The sequence below is a fragment of the Kribbella qitaiheensis genome (assembly GCF_042657745.1).
Classification (GTDB): Bacteria; Actinomycetota; Actinomycetes; order Propionibacteriales; family Kribbellaceae; genus Kribbella; species Kribbella qitaiheensis.
Genome location: NZ_JBHSKE010000043.1, coordinates 1 through 16,273, shown reverse-complemented (window position 1 = coordinate 16,273; position 16,273 = coordinate 1). Strand labels below are relative to the sequence as shown.

Genomic DNA, 16,273 nt, shown 5'->3' with positions numbered 1-16,273 from the left:
AGAAGGGTGCGCCGATGCGGACCTCACCGGTCTGGAACCCCCAGCAGTACGGCAAGTACGCCGACGAGCGCGGCCGCCCGTTCGCGGAGCTGATTGGCCGGATCCGGGCCGCCGAGCCTTCGACGGTGATCGACCTCGGCTGCGGTCCGGGGAATCTCACCGCGACGTTGCTGGATCGATGGCCTGCGGCGAACGTTCACGGGGTGGACAGCTCGGCTGAAATGATCGAGGCCGCCCAGCCGCTGGCCTCGGACCGGCTGACCTTCGAGGTCGGCGACCTGCGCGAGTGGACCGCACCGTCGGCGTCGATCGACGTGATCGTCACCAACGCCACCCTGCAGTGGATCCCCGAGCAGCTGGAGCTGCTACCCGGCTTCGTCCGCGCGCTGAAGCCTGGTGGCTGGCTCGCGATCCAGATCCCCGGCAACGGCAACGCCCCGTCGCACGCCATCCTGCGCGAACTCGCCGGCACCGAGCCCTACGCCCCGTACGCCGCCGGCACGTCGCTGCGGGCGGACGTCCCCGGGCCGGCGGAGTATGTCGAGGCGCTCAGCGCGAAAGGATGTTCCGTCGACGCGTGGGAGACGACATACAGCCACATCCTGCAGGGTGACAACGCAGTACTCGAGTGGGTGAAGGGGACTGGCGCTCGGCCGGTTCTCCAGTCCCTGCCGGACGACCTGCGCGCACGGTTCGAAGCGGAGTACGGCGCTCGGCTGGCGGAGGCTTATCCACAACAGTCGTTCGGCACGGTGCTGCCGTTCCGCAGGATCTTCGCTGTTGCCCAGAAGGAGAGCTGATGCGACTCGACCACGTGCAGGTGTCCTGTCCGGCCGGAGGCGAGGAGGTGGCTCGCGCCTTCTACCGCGACGCGCTGAGGATGACCGAGCTGGAGAAACCGCCCCTGTTGGCGGCTCGCGGCGGCTGCTGGTTCAAGGCGGGGACGGCCGAGGTGCATGTCGGTGTCGAGGCGGACTTCCGCCCGGCGTTGAAGGCACACCCCGCGCTGGCCGTCGACGACCTCGACGCGCTGGCGGAAAGCCTGGCCGAGCTGGGCTACCCGGTGAAGTGGGACAACGAAACGATCCCGGGCCGCCGGCGGTTCCACACCGCCGACGGCCACGGGAATCGGATCGAGATCGTTTAGCTACTCGGTGGCCAACGCCCCGGCCGGTGCGACCTTGGCGGCGCGCCGGGCGGGGAGGACCGAGGCGAGCAGACCGGCTACGGCCGCGACCAGCGCGATCGTTACCAGCAGCCGGCCCGGTACGGCGTACTGTATGCCGCCGTCGCCGACCTGGGCGCCCATCAGCGCGGCCGTTCCGGTCCAGCCGTAGATCAGGCCGAGCAGGATTCCCAGTCCCGCCGCGACGAGTGCCATCAGCAACGACTCGACCGCGAGCATGCCGCGCAGTTGGCGCCGGGTGAGGCCCATCGCCCGGAGCAGGGCGTTCTCGCGGGTCCGTTCCAGTACCGACAGGCTGAGCGTGTTGCCGACGCCGACCAGCGCGATCAGCACCGAGACCCCGAGCAGTCCGACCGCGACGAGCAGCAGCACGTCGAACACCTTGGTGTAGAAGCTCCGCTCGGCCAGACCGCCGGAGATGCTCAGGCTCTTCACCGTCGGGAGCGACTGCTTGAGCTCGTCGATCACCTGGGGACCGTCGGCCTTCGGGTCGGAGGCGAGCCAGTAACCCGTCACCTCTGCGCTCGGCGCGAGCTTCTGCAGGTCGGTCTGGGTGACGGTGATCGGCTCCAGTCCCTTGGCCTGGAGGACCTTGAGGGTGAGCTTCTCCTTGCCCGAGACGATGGTGACGGTCGAGCCGTCCTGCACCTCGAGCATGGACATCGTGTTGCGGTCGACCAGCGCCGTGCCGGGCTGCAACTGGTTGACCAGCGTCGGGCTGTGGATCACCGAACCCGCGGTCGCCTGGTCGATCCCGGTGATCTTCAGCGTCTCGGTGCCGGACTTGACCGTCGCGGTCCTGACCGGCACCACCTGGGTGATGCCCTTGATGTCCGCGAGCTGCCTGGCCGCGGTGGCCGGCATCTTCTCGTCGTACACCTTGAGCGTGACGTCGACCGGGTACTCCTTGTCCATCGTCACGTCGAACGTCTTGCGCACCGAGGCGATCCCGACGCAGGTGAGGCTGATCAGCGTGACACCGATCAGCAGCGCCGACGTGGTCGCCGCGGTCCGCCGGGGGTTCCGGACGGCGTTGGCGACAGCGATCCGCGCGGGCACCCCACCGCTCCGCGCGGGCAACACGCCCAGCAACCTGACCAGAGCGGGCACCAGCAGCGAGCCGATGGCGAGGACTCCGAGGAAGGAGCTCAGGCCGCCGGCCACCCCGGCGATCACCTGGTTCGACTGCGCTCCGAGAACCAGCAGCGCGCCGCCGCCGGCCAGCAGGAGGAAGCCGAAGACCAAGCGCACGACGCCGGCCCTGGACTTGGCGACCGGAGCCGCCTCAGGCCGGAGCGCGGCCAGCGGAGCGACCCGGGTCGCCCGTCGCGCCGGTACGACGGCCGCCGCGATCGTCGCGATCGTGCCGATCAGCAGCGGGACGAAGACCGACGCGAGGTCGAGGTGCAGGTCGATCCGCGGCAGGCCCCAGTCGAAGGTCCGGGCCAGCGTCAGAGCGATCGCGGACAGCGCGACGCCGAAGACCACACCGATGCCGGAGGCAACCAGACCGACGACGCTCGCCTCGGCCAGTACCGAGGAGAACACCTGCCGGCGGGACGCGCCGACGCATCGCAGCAGCGCCATCTCGCGGGTCCGCTGGGCGATCACGATGGTGAAGGTGTTGGCGATCACCAGGCAGGCGACGAACAGGGCGATCACGGCGAACATACCGAACACGCCGCCGAGCACGTCGATGTCTCCCGTGATGCTCTTCACCTCGTGGTCGATCCACCCGGTGCCGGTGTAGACCTGCAGGCCCTTGTTGACCACACCGCTGATCGCCACGCTCAGCGCCGTCTCGTTCACCCCGGGGGCGGCCGCGACCTTGACCTGGTTGATGTAACCCTGCGGCTCGAACGTCTTCACCGTCTCGGCGGTGGCGACCGCGTTCGAGCCGGCGATCGAGATGCTGTCGTTGAGCAGACCGACCACGGTCACCGTGAAGGGCTTGCCGTCCCAGGTGGTGAGCCTCAGCTGCTGGCCGATCGCGACCTTGTGCTTGTCCGCCAGCTTGGCCGGCAGCGCGATCTCGTTCTTCGCTTCCGGCAACCTGCCTGACGTGGTGGTCGGGCCGGCGATCTTCGAGGTGTCGTAGCGGGCGGCGATACCCAGGTTGTCGGGGCGAACCTGGCCGGCCCACTGGATCTGCAGGTACGCCGAGGTGTCGACCACGACCGAGGCCGCCTCCGGCAGCTTCTTGATCGCTGCCACGTCGGCGGGGGTGACGGTCTCATGGTCGGACTCGATGACCGCGTCGACCCCGGCGTTCTGCTTGCCGATGGTCTCGTCGATGCCGTGGGTGGCCGAGGCGTGCACGGTCATCGCCAGGGTGCCGAACCCGACACCCAGCACGATCGCCAGGCAGGCGGCGACCAGGCGGCCCAGGTGGGCGCGCAGGGAGGAGAGGATCGAGCGTCGCACGGTCAGGCCCCCAGTTGCCGCAGCGCGCCGAGCACGGTCTCCGGCGTCGGGTCCAGCAGCTCACCCGCGAGCTTGCCGTCGGCAAGCATCACCACGCGGTCGGCGTACGACGCCGCCAGCGGGTCGTGGGTGACCATCACCACGGTCTGGCCGAACTCCCGGACCGAGCGGCGCAGGAAGCCGAGCACCTCGGCGCCGGACCGCGAGTCCAGGTTGCCGGTCGGCTCGTCGGCGAACACCACCTCGGGCCGGCTGACCAGCGCACGCGCCACGGCGACCCGCTGCTGCTGACCGCCGGACAGCTCCGACGGCCGGTGGGTCAGCCGGTCCTGCAGGCCGAGTACGTCGATCAGCGTCGCCATCCACTGCTGGTCGGGCTTGCGGCCGCCGAGTTCCAGCGGCAGCAGGATGTTGTCCTTCGCCGACAGCATCGGTAGCAGGTTGAACGACTGGAAGACGAACCCCACCCGGTCCCGCCGGCTCCTGGTCAGCTCCGCGTCCGGCAACTGGGTCAGCTCGGTCTCGCCGAGCAGCACCTGGCCGGAGGTCGGCGTGTCCAGCCCGGCCAGACAGTGCATCAGGGTCGACTTGCCGGACCCGGACGGTCCCATGATCGCGGTGAACCGGCCGACCCCGAAGTCGACCGACACCCCGTCGAGCGCTGCCACCGCGGTATCGCCCTGGCCGTAGACCTTGCGCAGTTCGTGGGCGCGGATCGCGGTCCGCGAGGTGCCGTCCTGCGGCAGCCGGCCGAGCGGCAGGTCGTCGACAGGCAGATCGCCGGTCTGGATCGTCATCGTTCTCCTCGAAGTGCTCGGGGCGAGACGTTCCCACCCACACTTCGAAAGTTAGTGACGAGCCACCCCGAAAGAGTCGGACCACAGCATGGACTCCGCGTACGACCTGGGTCGTACTAGCTCGCTGACCGCTCAGCTGCGTGGCTTGACGATGCCGGTCTCGTAGCCGAGGACGACCAGGGCGACGCGGTCCCGCAGGCCGGTCTTGGCCAGGATCCGGCCGATGTGCGTCTTGACCGTTGCCTCGGACAACGTGAAGAGCTGCGCGATCTCGGTGTTCGACAGGCCGCGGGCCACCTCGACGAGTACCTCGCGCTCGCGGGCGGTCAGGTCGGCCAGATCGGGCCGCTCGCGCTCCTCGTCCGGCAGCGCTCCGGCGAAGTGCTCGAGCAGCCGGCGCGTAGTACTGGGGGAGACGACGGCGTCGCCCGAGTGCACCTGGCGGATCGCCGACAGCAGGTCGGCCGGCGGCGTGTTCTTCAGCAGGAACCCGGCCGCGCCGGCCTTGATCGCGGCGAACGCGTACTCGTCCAGGTCGAACGTGGTGAGCACGATCACCCTGGGGGCCTGCGGCAACGACTGGAGCTGCCGGGTCGCCTCGACGCCGTCCAGCCGGGGCATCCGGACATCCATCAGCACCACGTCGCTCGCGGTCACCCGGAGCTTCTCCAGCGCCTCGCCGCCGTCACCGGCCTGACCGACCACCCGCATGTCGGCCTGCGAGTCCACCAGCATGGTGAATCCGGCCCGGACCAGTTCTTGGTCGTCGACCAGGAAGACGCGGATCACGTCGTCTGGTTTGGCGTCGGTCACTGATCTCCTCCAGCGGGAAGGTTGTACGGCAGCTTGGCGATCACCTCGTAACCACCGCCCGCCTTCGGTCCGGCGTTCACCGTACCGCCGGAGATGGAGGCGCGTTGCCGCATCCCGACCAGGCCGTGACCCGGGTCGCTGCTCGGCGCGACGCCGGCACCGCGGCCGTCGTCGGTGACCACCACGGTCAGCATCTCGCGGCCGAAGTCGAGATGAACGGACGTCCGCGCCCCCGGCCCGGCGTGTTTCAGCGTGTTGGTCAGCCCCTCCTGCACGATCCGGTACGCCGTCAGTCCCAGCAGCGCGGGCAGATCCCGCGGCGTGCCGGTGACCTGGTAGTCCACCGAGAGCCCGGCGTCGCGGACGTTGTCGATCAGCTCGGGCAGGGAGGATACGCCGGGCTGCGGGCGTGGCTGGTTCGGATCCAGCTCGGGCTGTGCGTCCTGCTTGAGCAGGCCGAGCATCTTCCGCATCTCGGTCAACGAGGCGCGGCCGGTGTCGCCGATGGTGGCGAGCGCTTTCTTGGCCTGCTCGGGGGATGCGTCCGCGGCGTACAGACCGCCGTCGGCCTGCACGATCATGATGGACAACCCGTGCGCGACGACGTCGTGGATCTCCCGTGCGATCCGGGTCCGCTCATTCGACACGGCGAGCTTGGCCTCGCGATCCCGGTCCCTCTCGAGTTGGGCCGCGCGCTCTTCCAGCTGAGCGACGTACAGGCCTCTGGTTCGGCGACGCTCGCCGAACGCCCAGACGCCGAAGACCAGCGCGCCGAGAGCCACCATCATGGTGATCTGCTGGCGCCAGTCGGAGTTGCTGTAGTAACGAGCGGTCGCCATCAGTACGCCGAGGCCGCCGACGCCCAGGGCGATCCGGCTGTAGCGGACCTCGCCGTACACGGAGATCGCGTAGAGCGCGACCAGCAGACCGATGTTGCCGGCTTGCAGGTTGGCGCCGCTGAGCCACTGCAGCACGGCCACTGCCGAGACGCCGAAGAAGACGAGCTCCGGATGGGTCCGGCGCCAGATCAGCGGGACCAGCATCGCCACCCCGAGAAGGCCGGCGAACTGGTCTTGCGCGAGTGACAGGAGCCCGAAGAAGAGTGTCAGGCCGCCGGCCAGCAACAGGTCGAACAGCTTGCTGTGCTGAGCGACGCGGCGGGGCGTCAGGATTCCGTTCAAGGTCCCCGTCATGTCGGCCAGGGTACGGGGAGCCGCCACCCGCCGGGTCATGCCACGGGCGGATGTCGGCGTCCTACCGCGGTCTACCTACTTGTGCGGACGGGTGGAGAGCGTCGGCTTCGCCTCGAGGCCGGACAGGCCGTTCCAGGCCAGGTTGACCAGGTGAGCCGCCACGTCAGGTTTCTTCGGCCGGCGTACGTCGAGCCACCACTGGCCGGTCAGAGCGACCATGCCGACCAGCATCTGCGCGTACATCGGGGCGAACTTCGGGTCCAGCCCGCGGCGCTTGAACTCCTCGGCCAGGATGTGCTCCACCCTGGTGCCGACGTCGCTGAGGATCGAGATGAACGACCCGCTGGACGAGCCAACGGGGGAGTCGCGGACCAGGATCCGGAACCCGTCGGAGGAGTTCTCGATGTAGTCGAGCAGCGCGAGCGCCGCCTGCTCCACCAGTTCGTGCGCACGACCCGCCGTCAGGGACGCGGTCACCGTGTCGAGGAGGCTGCGGACCTCCCGGTCCACGACCACGGCGTACAGGCCTTCCTTGCCGCCGAAGTGCTCGTACACGACCGGCTTGGAGACTTCGGCCCGAGCCGCGATCTCCTCGACCGAGGTCGCCTCGAAGCCCTTCTGGGCGAACAGGCCCCGGGCGATGACGATGAGTTGTTCACGACGCTCGGCACTGGTCATCCGGACCCGGGTCGAGCGCCGGGGTTTGGGTTCCGTCACGTCGAGATCACGTCAGCATCATGCCGTACGTAGGGGGTGACGGGTGGGAGATTAACGGCCCGCTCAGGCTGCCGCTTGGTCCGCAGCGGTCACCCGCCGCGCTTCGAGACGTTCCTTGACCGGCCAGCGGACGTCCGAGACCCAGCCCCTCTTCTCGAAGAACCAGATGCATCGGGCGGAGGTGTCCAGTTGACCCTTCAGTACTCCGTGCCGCGCGCAGGTCGGGTCGGAGTGGTGCAGGTTGTGCCACGACTCGCCCTGGCTCAGGATCGCCAGCCACCAGACGTTGCCGGACTTGTCCCGGCTCTTGAACGGGCGGTCGCCGATCGTGTGACAGATCGAGTTGATCGACCAGGTGACGTGGTGCAGCAGCGCGATCCGGACCAGGCTCGCCCAGAAGAAGGCGGTCAGCGCGCCCTCGATCGACCAGGACCACAGCCCGCCGATGACGGCCGGCGCGAACAGCGAGACGAGCACCAGGAAGGGGAACATCCGCGACACCTTGACGACGTCGCGGTCCTTCAGCAGGTCCGGCGCGTACTGCCGTTGCGGGGTCTGCTCGGAGTCGAAGAGCCAGCCGATGTGCGCGTGCAGGAAGCCCTTGGTCAGCGCGCCGAGGCTGGTGCCGTACTTCCACGGGCTGTGCGGGTCACCGTCGCGGTCGGAGAACTTGTGGTGCTTGCGGTGGTCGGCCACCCAACGCACCACCGGCCCCTCGATCGCGAGCGACCCGGCGATCGCCAGCGCGTACTTGAGCGGGCGGTTCGGCTTGAACGACTTGTGCGTGAAGTACCGGTGGAAGCCGATCGAGATGCCGTGCCCGGCGATCGTGTAGAAGACCACCGCGATGACGATGTCGCGCCAGCCGAGGAACCCGCCCCACGCGATCGGTACCGCCGCCAGCACGGCCAGGAACGGGATCCCGATGAACAACGCGAGCGCGACCTGCTCCCAGGGCCGTTTCTGCTCGCCCCCGCGCGTCCCGGTCTCGACGTCGAAGTCGTCGCCCTGCTGGGCGCGGGTCGGCGCCTCCGGTGCGGCTACGGCGGGTGGGGTCATCGTGGTATCCCTCTGGGTGGAGGACGGCTTACCTACGCAACCGTAACCTACGGCACCGTAGGTAGGGAACCCCTCGCGTGTCGCCGACCTCACCCATGGCAGACTGTCCGGGCGAACATCGCGATCCCCCGTGGGGTAATCGGCAGCCCGCGAGACTTTGAATCTCGAAGATCTGGATCGAAACCAGGCGGGGGAGCAGCAAGAAACCCCAGGTCAGCGCCCTGCTGACCTGGGGTTCGTCGTACACCGGCGTCCGGCTTGCTAACACGGCATCACCGACGCGGGGTCCGCAGCGTGGTCGTCGGGGCCGGAGTGGCCCAGCCGTTCTGCGACCTCGTGGACGGGAACTCCAGCCATGAGCAGGGTCGTCGCGTGGACGTGGCGCAGGTCGTGTAGCCGAGCAAAGGGCGGCGGGTAGCTACCCACGAGGGACTCTACGGGTTGGGTGGATAGCCACCGACCGGCTCAGGCTCAGGGTGGTACCGCTGATATCGAGCTGCGTGGATCCCTTGTCTGGACATGGGCAGACTGCCATGCTTCTGCAATGGGGGCGGTTGTCCGAATTCATCAATCCGCCGGGGATGCTGACCGCGAGTTGCGTTCCTTGCTGGACTGGATGCGGCGCGAACGTGTACCAGAAGTTACCGTTCGGCGTGAGAACCCACTTCCCGCCGAAGGTGAAATGGGTGCTCTCAGCGATGCACTAACTGTGCTTGGACCTGGCGGCGCAGGTGCAGCCGTGGCCGGGGCGATCATGGCGTGGCTCAGAACACGCCGACCTGGTCTGAAGTTGGTCGTTCGGCGGTCCGATGGCGATGAGTACGAGATCTGCACTTCCTCCACCAAGCACGCCGATCAGGCAGTCGCCCGCTTCCTTGACGAGGCTCTGAGTTCTGGCGTGAGTCAGTCTGACGAGCGGCGGTCGCCCGCCGACCGGCCGCAAAGGAATCCCGAGCCGTAGGCTGAGTAGGGACTGGCGATCGTGACATCGCACCGTGAGGACTGGGGAGCGCTTCTGATCGGTACTAGTCGAAGCGAAACTGATCTTGCCGATATCGATGCGGTCTTAAACAATCTGGTCGATGTACGCAAGGCCCTCATTGCCGAAGAATTAGTGGGGATGCCAAGGGCCAATGTGGTGGTCGTTGCCGAACCCGAGTCGCCGGGCCAGATACTCGAGCCGTTGGATCGGCTGGCAGTATCGATGACTGGTGTTCTGTTTGTCTATTTTGCTGGTCATGGTCTGTTGGATGATGGAGGAAATCTCTACCTTGGGCTTGTCACGAGTAGCCGGCATAATCTCAAGTGGAATGCCGTTAAAGCTAGCGATGTGCGGGATTCATTGCGCCATGCTTCGGCGCGCACGAGGATTCTCATGCTGGACTGTTGCTTCTCCGGGCGCGCGTTGGAGGCAATGGCGCCCGCCGAGTCGATAATCGCTGGGACTCTGGACGTTGATGGATTCGTCACAATCGCATCTGCGCCACCAAATGTGGCTGCACTCGCTCCGATTGGGGCGGAATACACGGCTTTCACAGGCGAAATCTTGCGCACAATTAGGTACGGAGATAAAGAGTCTGACAGAGAATATCTCGACCTGGACAGCATATTTCGACGAGCGCGGAACAGATTAGTCCTTCAGGATTTTCCGAGACCGCAGATTCTCAACCAGGACGACGCACACCATATTCTATTCACACGTAACGCTGCCCGCGACAGGCGCACGGCTCAGCAGTTTGTGGACCTGTTCGTGGCGGCTGGGGTGGACGTCGAGCATGGGAGGTTCGTTGAGGCGATCGAGAAGCTCGATCGGATTCTTCGTGAGGATCCGCAGTACCCGGGTGCGGGGGATCTGAGGGGGGTCGCGCAGCGCCGGAAGCAGTTTGTGGACCTGTTCGTGGCGGCTGGGGTGGACGTCGAGCATGGGAGGTTCGTTGAGGCGATCGAGAAGCTCGATCGGATTCTTCGTGAGGATCCGCAGTACCCGGGTGCGGGAGATCTGAGGGGGGTCGCGCTGCGCCGGAAGCAGTTTGTGGACCTGTTCGTGGCGGCTGGGGTGGACGTCGAGCATGGGAGGTTCGTTGAGGCGATCGAGAAGCTCGATCGGATTCTTCGTGACGATCCGCAGTACCCGGGTGCCGGCGATCTGAGGGCGGTCGCGCAGCGCCATCAGCCCTCGGTCGCACAGCCTGATCACCAGCTTGTGGACCTGTTCGTGGCGGCTGGGGTGGACGTCGAGCATGGGAGGTTCGTTGAGGCGATCGAGAAGCTCGATCGGATTCTTCGTGACGATCCGCAGTACCCGGGTGCCGGCGATCTGAGGGCGGTCGCGCAGCGCCGGAAGCAGACGGTCGCGCAGCGCCATCGGCAGCTTGAGAAGCTTTGGGGAATCCTTGTGTTTGCTGCCACCGGCAGTGTTGTCATTGGGCTCTTCTTGCCGTGGCAGGTTGACTATTACATGAAGTCCGGGAGCGTTGACCACGAAGTCCCAGTGACGCTTGTGGGATTCTCACAGACTAATTGGGAGTTCGGCAGAGTCGGTCCGACCCTCTTGCTAGCAGCGGTCGCAGGTCTGACCGTCGGGCTGGTACTTCTCGGCCGCGGCGTCCACATCGTCCGGTGGAGGCCGGTGGCCGGCGGTCTGACTTGCGCGGCCGCATTTCTAATGGGTTGGCAGGCCGTCTGGCAATCCTGGGAATCGCGGAACACTGCGAGTAGAATCTCAGACCTTAAACTCGGGTTCTTCTTCTATGCTGCGGGCGCAGTGATGCTGGTCGTGGCGGCGACCGTGGCTGTCGCAGTTCCGGGACCCAGGCAGCCACGCTTTACATTGAGGCCCCGATATCTTCTGATGGCTGCTGTTCTCGTGCTCGGCGGCGTTGCCCTGCACTTTGTGCAGTTCGCCAGACTTGATCACGCCGCGTGGCGGCTCGACTATTGGCAAATGGTGTCTGTGGTGGCGATTAGCATCATGGTGCTCGCAGCCGGAAAGCACTTGGTTCATCGCAGAACGTTTCTCTTATCCGCCTTCGCGGCGCTGGGTGGCGGCGCTGCGATGATTAGTATTGGTATGTTGCTGTATGGACTGAATGATGTATCTCCCTTCAGGCTGTACGCGGCAGATATGCAGATTGTTGCGGCGGCGGCTATATGGCTGGCGTTTGTTCGGCCAGTTCGCCAACGGCACCAGTGAGGCCGGTTTGGCTGCAGGTGTCCTCACTGGTGCGACGGTGCAGCAACGAGGTAGTTCGCCATTTTGGCTTCATGGACCAAGGTGCGCTAAAGCGGCGGCGGGGCATGCGGCCTGGCGGCGGGCCCTGGCTCGCGCCCATCGCAGGACTCACGTGGACCTGAGAACACCGGCACGGCTACTGGTACCAGGACTCTGCCCCCGGACCCCGTCGTCGCTCTGGGAAGCCACCCCTTAAACCGGCAGGCTGCCTAAACGCATTTGCTATCAGGAGGTGTGGACGAGTACAGATTCGGCGGGACGAACGGCCCGGAATCCGCGCTCGACACGGGTCTGTGAGCCGGTGCGATGGACGCCGATAGACGGCGGACCTGCAACTCTGAATCTCGAAGATCTGGATCGAAACCAGGCGGGGAGCAGCACAAACCCCCAGGTCAGAGCGTGTCTGACCTGGGGGTTCTGCCATGTCATGGACGCCTGCGTCGGTGGCCCGTAGGCTCGCTCTCGTCGAGCCGGGGAGGACCGATGGTGTCCGACGATCGCGAGCATTCTGCGCGCCTACCGCCACGCTGGTTCGTGCGTTTCGCCTGGTCTACGCACCGGGCGATCTGCCGGGTGAGCGGTGGCCGGTTCGGGTTATGGCGCCCGAAGCCCGGTCGCTGGGGAACGGCGCGGCTGACGACGATCGGCCGCCGCTCGGGCCGGACGCACCAGGTGATCATCGGCTACTTCGAGGACGGCCCGAGGGTGGTAACCCTGGCCATGAACGGCTGGGCAGACGGAGAACCAGCCTGGTGGCTGAACCTCCAGGCGAACCCCGACACATCAGTCGAACTGCCCAGTGAGACCCGCCAAGTACGAGCCCGCGCCGCCGAGGGCGAAGAACGCACACGCCTGTGGTCCAAATGGCGCGAGATCGACACCAAACTAGACGCCTACGCCTCCCTCCGCTCCACCGAAACCGCAGTAGTAGTCCTCGACCCCCGCCCCAAGCCCTCGTAAGCCCCTCGCCGACCGGATCCCATCTGTCGCACCCGAGATCGGACGTGGCGTCGGTTGCTCGCGCGTAGTGTGCCCGGGTGATCAGGGTGCCGGACGCTTTCGTGCGGAGCACTGTCGAGCGCGAAGGCGAGCGTGGAGCGGCTTGGCTCGGTGAGCTGCCCGGGATTGTGGATGAACTGCTGGGGTGCTGGGGGTGTGTGCCGGACGGCGAGGTCATGCACGGGGGTGTCGCGGTGATCGTCCCGGTACAACGACGGGCCGAGGAGCCCGGCGTGCTGAAGGTCTCGTTCCCGCATCCCGGCAATGTCCATGAGCCGGACGCATTCGCGGCGTGGGGCGGGCGTGGCGCAGTACTGCTTCATGGGCGCGACGACGAGCGGTTCGCGATGTTGCTGGAGCGGGCCCAGACGTCGACGCTGGCGGAGGAGGAAGACGGCGACGAGGTTGTGATGGTTGCTGGGCGGATCAATCGCCGACTGGCCATCCCCGCGCCGCCCGGCCTACCCCGGCTGCGGGCGCAGGCCGACGCCTGGGAGGAGGAGCTCCGCCGAGATGCTGATGAGCTGACGCACACACTGTCGCGGTACGTGGTGGATGCCGCCGTGGCGACCGTCCGCGAGTTGGGCCGCGTCCAGCCAGACATCCTCATCCACGGTGACCTCCACGCCAGAAACATCCTGCGCGCCGACCGGGAGCCTTGGCTGGCCGTCGACCCCAAGGGGTACGCAGGAGACCCCGCGTACGACGGCGGCACGCTACTCAAGACTCGCGCGGTGGGGCTCCTCGACTCGGACGACCTGCACAAGGCTGTCCACCGCATCCTGGATGTCTTCGCCGAGGCGGCGGAACTCGATCGCGAACGTGTCCAGCGTTGGGCCCAGCTTCATGCCGTCCAGGCTGCGTACTGGGGTCGTCGCCACGGCTTCCGTCGTGCCCGCAGAGGACCACAATTGGACCGATTCATCGAGATGGCAGACCGCTTGGCGAAGCTGCTGACTGAACGCGCTCGGGCCATGAATCCTGCTCAGACCGGCTAATCCTCTGAGGCACCTGAGAACACTCGGAGTACGTGGCCGTCTGGGTCGGCGACGCGGTACTCGCCACCGTCGGCCGTGTAGGGCATCAGGATCTTGGCGTCGTTGGCGACGAGTTGTTTGTAGAGCGCGGCAGGTTCAGTGACGAAGAGGGCAAGCCATGTGCCGGGTTGTCCCTGGCCGTTCTCGCACAGATAGATCTCCTGCTCGCCCCAGCGGATGATGCCGAAGTCGGCTGGCTCTCCGTAGGTGTCAAGAAGCTCGAAGTCGAGGACCTCTGTATAGAACTTGATGCTGGCCTGTAGGTCGGAGACGTTCAGGATCGGATTGATGTGGACGAGCGCACTGCCTGTTGAACTTGGCATTCTCAATCCAGGAACAGGCAGAGTGGGTGGCCGGCGGGGTCGAGGATTACTCGGAGGTCGGGGCGGTGTTGTGGGTCCGCCAAGGTGCCGCCCAGGGAGAGTGCGAGGTTGACGGCTTCTGCCAGGGCAGTCTGGCCGGCGTCCTCGGTGGACTCGGGGCCTGTGTTGACGCGTAGGTCGAGGTGGATCATTTTCTGCTGGTGCTCGGGTTGCTCAGGCCAAGTGGGTGGCTTGTAGTCCTCGGTCTGTTGGAATGCAGGCCGGTGCCGTTGGCTGGATGGCGCATCAGGACCCAGTCTGGTTCGACGGCAGTTGGCTCCCAGCCGAGCAGGCCGCCGTAGAAACGGGCCATTGCCAGCGGATCAGTGCAGTCGAGGTTGACCGTGCGGAGGGTCACTGAGGGCATCTCAGACATGGCGTCCTTCCGGGGGAGTGCAGCCAGTCTGTCGACTCTATGGCAGCCGAAGGCCGTCGGCCGCGTCCAGCCAGCGGCGGTACCGGAGGGCGCAGCCGAGGTGGCTGAGGTACAGCAGCCTGACCGAATGCTCAGGCTTGTAGACGATTGCGTCGTTCTGCACCCAGTACGCGTCCTCGGCCGCGTTGAACTCCTCGTCCGACTCGTACTCCGCTTCCCTCGGCGCTGCGGTGAGACCCACAGTTCGGAAGATTTGATCGGCGCGGCAAGTCAGTGCGGAGCCGAGCCGGCGGTTCTTTCGTGGTCCTCCTCGACGAAGGGGACCTTGCTGACGCAGTGGTGGTATTGCTCGACGGCGTCCTCCATCGAGAGGTGGCCGTAATGGAGCGACGTCATCACCGCTTCCAGCTCGGTATTGCAGACCTCCGCGGCCGCGATGCGGGCGGTCAGGTCGTGCGTCTTGCTCAGATTGGCCGAAATGACCGACACCAGTGAAACGATCAAGGCGGCAATGCAGAGCGGCCGCCATACACCTGCTGCAGTGCTCAACGACAGGTCCTGCTTCATGGTGTCGGTGAACCCCACACCCCCCAGGGCCGGGCCTGCGACGAACACGGCCGCCAGCGCACTGCTGACGATGCTGACGTTGGTGAGCCGGTTGCGGCGTGGCCGGACCTCGTGCAGGAAGGCGGTGATGCCTGCCCGCCGGTCTTCGATCTGGGTCAGTAATTCTTCCCGATTTCTAGGATCATCGGACATCCTGTCTCTCCCCCAAGTTGCTGTCTGCCGGATGGCGATCAACGGCGGGCCCACGGTTGCTGGGGCCAAACGGCAGGGGCGGAGCCGACGACACAAACCCGTCGTCTCTTCTAAAGTCTTGCACTGTTGTTCCATTTTTGCTATAAGCGGCCGCGCTGGCAACTGCATTTCTCCGGCAAATCCGAAAGGTCTCTCACAAAGGCCGCGCGGCAACTTATTGATCGTTCAGCAAAAACCAGTAGTTGGCCGTCGGGCCCTGGGATGCCAGCCCGCCACCCATCGCTTCGTACAGGGATCGGGCGGCGATATTTCGCGCCGGTTGTCAGGAACAGTTTGGTGGCGCCTGCTTGAGTGCCCGCTGCCATGAAGGCCTGGAGGACGTACGGCCGATGCCCTTGCAGCGGTGGTTCTCGTCAACCTTGGCTGATGGAGATAGAGCATCGACGAGCCGTCAGGTCGTACGAGTCGATAGCCCCAGCACCAGCCGTGGATCTCTGAGGCGATGGTTGCCACGAAGGTCAGAGTGCCTGGCACTTCCAACGCGGAGGTGGTTCGCAGCTACGCGGATCCCTTGGAGGGTGCGAGCCGGTTTGGGGGGTGCTCTCGGGGGTGGGGTGTACCGAGCGACAGGTAGTGCCGGGGAGATCGCGGAGGTTCCAGACGTGAGTGGCGCGTCGGGGTGACGGGTGCGGCGACTACTCCCTGTCCTTCCGTACACCAGCGGCTCCCGGAGGTGGCTTTCGCACCGGGGGGTGGGGGTTTGCGGCGATTCGGCGGTTGGTGCTGGCGGGTTGTTCGACCACAGGCGGGTTGGTGGCCGGCTGGCGGGTTGTTCGGCGGCTTGTGGCTCGTTTAGGGGTCCACTGGATGGTTCTTCGCCGGCTGGCGGCATGTTTGACGCCAGCGGTCGAACAACCCGTCATCGGGAGGCCGATCGTCGGGTTGGGGCCCCGAACGGCGTGCGGTGGGTGGGGACCGCGGACACCTTCTCGGGGGTGCGGCAGCCGGATGGCGGTGCGGTTGTCGGGACCTCGGACACCGAGTGGGGACCTGGGACCGCGCATTTCGTGTCCGAGAGCCTGTTGCTTTTTGGGTGACGCGCCTGGGTAGGTCCTGGCTGGGGTCGGGTGGTGTTGGAAAGATCTGGGGATGGCGAAGACGTATCGGCCGGTGGATCGTGCGCAGGAGTTTTTGCTGCCGCCGTCGATGGTGGACTGGCTTGGCGATGATCATCTGGTGTGGTTCGTGATCGGGGCGGTGGAGCGGTTGGACACGGCGCGGTTTCATGCGCGGGCGAGGCTGGGTGGGGTGGGCCGGCG

The 16,273-nt window shown here is 66.3% G+C and carries 17 protein-coding genes; 6 read left to right on the top strand and 11 right to left on the bottom strand.

Translation table 11 applies throughout. The features are described from left to right. Positions 1-14: 14 nt before the first annotated feature. Positions 15-800 (top strand): methyltransferase domain-containing protein, encoded by a 786-nt coding sequence (locus ACFPJ1_RS27275; protein ID WP_380108182.1) that lies wholly within the window; start codon positions 15-17, stop codon positions 798-800. Then, positions 800-1,147 (top strand): VOC family protein, encoded by a 348-nt coding sequence (locus tag ACFPJ1_RS27270; RefSeq protein WP_380108181.1) that lies wholly within the window; start codon positions 800-802, stop codon positions 1,145-1,147. Before ACFPJ1_RS27275 ends, ACFPJ1_RS27270 begins: the two co-directional genes overlap by 1 nt. On the opposite strand, the gene ACFPJ1_RS27265 is transcribed toward ACFPJ1_RS27270, so the two are convergent. From ACFPJ1_RS27265 to ACFPJ1_RS27235, 7 genes are all read right to left on the bottom strand, one after another. Further along, positions 1,148-3,610 carry an ABC transporter permease gene (locus tag ACFPJ1_RS27265; RefSeq protein ID WP_380108179.1) on the bottom strand — a complete coding sequence of 821 codons (2,463 nt, stop codon included), beginning with the start codon at positions 3,608-3,610 and terminating at the stop codon, positions 1,148-1,150. A 2-nt stretch (positions 3,611-3,612) separates the two neighbouring features. Beyond that, positions 3,613-4,407: an ABC transporter ATP-binding protein gene (locus tag ACFPJ1_RS27260; RefSeq protein WP_380108178.1), complete on the bottom strand. Its 795-nt coding sequence runs from the start codon at positions 4,405-4,407 to the stop codon at positions 3,613-3,615. Positions 4,408-4,539: 132 nt separating this feature from the next. Then, positions 4,540-5,220, bottom strand: coding sequence for a response regulator (locus tag ACFPJ1_RS27255; protein ID WP_380108176.1), 681 nt, complete (start codon positions 5,218-5,220; stop codon positions 4,540-4,542). Beyond that, complete coding sequence (locus ACFPJ1_RS27250) at positions 5,217-6,413, bottom strand: sensor histidine kinase (protein WP_380108174.1); 1,197 nt, start codon at positions 6,411-6,413, stop codon at positions 5,217-5,219. The genes ACFPJ1_RS27255 and ACFPJ1_RS27250 overlap by 4 nt, the downstream gene beginning before the upstream one ends. Positions 6,414-6,488: 75 nt before the next feature. Further along, positions 6,489-7,130: a TetR/AcrR family transcriptional regulator gene (locus tag ACFPJ1_RS27245; protein ID WP_132289043.1), complete on the bottom strand. Its 642-nt coding sequence runs from the start codon at positions 7,128-7,130 to the stop codon at positions 6,489-6,491. Positions 7,131-7,193: 63 nt separating this feature from the next. After that, a complete protein-coding gene (locus ACFPJ1_RS27240; protein ID WP_380108173.1) occupies positions 7,194-8,189 on the bottom strand; it encodes an acyl-CoA desaturase in 996 nt (331 codons plus the stop codon). A gap of 261 nt (positions 8,190-8,450) precedes the next feature. Continuing rightward, positions 8,451-8,615 (bottom strand): tyrosine-type recombinase/integrase, encoded by a 165-nt coding sequence (locus ACFPJ1_RS27235; protein WP_380108172.1) that lies wholly within the window; start codon positions 8,613-8,615, stop codon positions 8,451-8,453. Between the two features lie 118 nt (positions 8,616-8,733). On the opposite strand from ACFPJ1_RS27235, the gene ACFPJ1_RS27230 reads away from it, so the two are divergent. The 4 genes from ACFPJ1_RS27230 (at position 8,734) to ACFPJ1_RS27215 (ending at position 13,418) form a co-directional block, all read left to right on the top strand. Next, positions 8,734-9,150: an effector-associated constant component EACC1 gene (locus tag ACFPJ1_RS27230; RefSeq protein WP_380108170.1), complete on the top strand. Its 417-nt coding sequence runs from the start codon at positions 8,734-8,736 to the stop codon at positions 9,148-9,150. A 21-nt stretch (positions 9,151-9,171) separates the two neighbouring features. Next, positions 9,172-11,382 (top strand): caspase, EACC1-associated type, encoded by a 2,211-nt coding sequence (locus ACFPJ1_RS27225; protein ID WP_380108169.1) that lies wholly within the window; start codon positions 9,172-9,174, stop codon positions 11,380-11,382. Positions 11,383-11,904: 522 nt separating this feature from the next. After that, positions 11,905-12,381, top strand: coding sequence for a nitroreductase/quinone reductase family protein (locus ACFPJ1_RS27220; RefSeq protein WP_380108168.1), 477 nt, complete (start codon positions 11,905-11,907; stop codon positions 12,379-12,381). A gap of 77 nt (positions 12,382-12,458) precedes the next feature. Beyond that, on the top strand, positions 12,459-13,418 hold the full coding sequence (locus tag ACFPJ1_RS27215; protein ID WP_380108166.1) for an aminoglycoside phosphotransferase family protein: 960 nt from the start codon (positions 12,459-12,461) through the stop codon (positions 13,416-13,418). Here the strand turns inward: ACFPJ1_RS27215 and ACFPJ1_RS27210 are convergent. From ACFPJ1_RS27210 to ACFPJ1_RS27195, 4 genes are all read right to left on the bottom strand, one after another. Next, on the bottom strand, positions 13,415-13,780 hold the full coding sequence (locus tag ACFPJ1_RS27210; RefSeq protein WP_380108165.1) for a VOC family protein: 366 nt from the start codon (positions 13,778-13,780) through the stop codon (positions 13,415-13,417). The genes ACFPJ1_RS27215 and ACFPJ1_RS27210 overlap by 4 nt on opposite strands. Positions 13,781-13,782: 2 nt before the next feature. Beyond that, positions 13,783-14,076, bottom strand: a complete 294-nt coding sequence (locus ACFPJ1_RS27205) for a VOC family protein (RefSeq protein WP_380108267.1) — start codon at positions 14,074-14,076, stop codon at positions 13,783-13,785. Positions 14,077-14,232: 156 nt separating this feature from the next. Beyond that, positions 14,233-14,436, bottom strand: a complete 204-nt coding sequence (locus ACFPJ1_RS27200; protein WP_380108162.1) for a hypothetical protein — start codon at positions 14,434-14,436, stop codon at positions 14,233-14,235. A gap of 29 nt (positions 14,437-14,465) precedes the next feature. Further along, entirely contained in the window at positions 14,466-14,954 is a 489-nt protein-coding gene (locus tag ACFPJ1_RS27195) for a hypothetical protein (protein ID WP_380108160.1), read from the bottom strand. Positions 14,955-16,273: the final 1,319 nt, after the last annotated feature.

Bases quoted from the DNA above. Each gene is read 5' to 3' on its own strand.
- ACFPJ1_RS27195 (WP_380108160.1), bottom strand. From the start codon at position 14,954: ATGTCCGATGATCCTAGAAATCGGGAAGAATTACTGACCCAGATCGAA.
- ACFPJ1_RS27275 (WP_380108182.1), top strand. From the start codon at position 15: ATGCGGACCTCACCGGTCTGGAACCCCCAGCAGTACGGCAAGTACGCC.
- ACFPJ1_RS27220 (WP_380108168.1), top strand. From the start codon at position 11,905: ATGGTGTCCGACGATCGCGAGCATTCTGCGCGCCTACCGCCACGCTGG.
- ACFPJ1_RS27270 (WP_380108181.1), top strand. From the start codon at position 800: ATGCGACTCGACCACGTGCAGGTGTCCTGTCCGGCCGGAGGCGAGGAG.
- ACFPJ1_RS27210 (WP_380108165.1), bottom strand. From the start codon at position 13,780: ATGCCAAGTTCAACAGGCAGTGCGCTCGTCCACATCAATCCGATCCTG.
- ACFPJ1_RS27260 (WP_380108178.1), bottom strand. From the start codon at position 4,407: ATGACGATCCAGACCGGCGATCTGCCTGTCGACGACCTGCCGCTCGGC.
- ACFPJ1_RS27230 (WP_380108170.1), top strand. From the start codon at position 8,734: ATGGGGGCGGTTGTCCGAATTCATCAATCCGCCGGGGATGCTGACCGC.
- ACFPJ1_RS27250 (WP_380108174.1), bottom strand. From the start codon at position 6,413: ATGACGGGGACCTTGAACGGAATCCTGACGCCCCGCCGCGTCGCTCAG.
- ACFPJ1_RS27240 (WP_380108173.1), bottom strand. From the start codon at position 8,189: ATGACCCCACCCGCCGTAGCCGCACCGGAGGCGCCGACCCGCGCCCAG.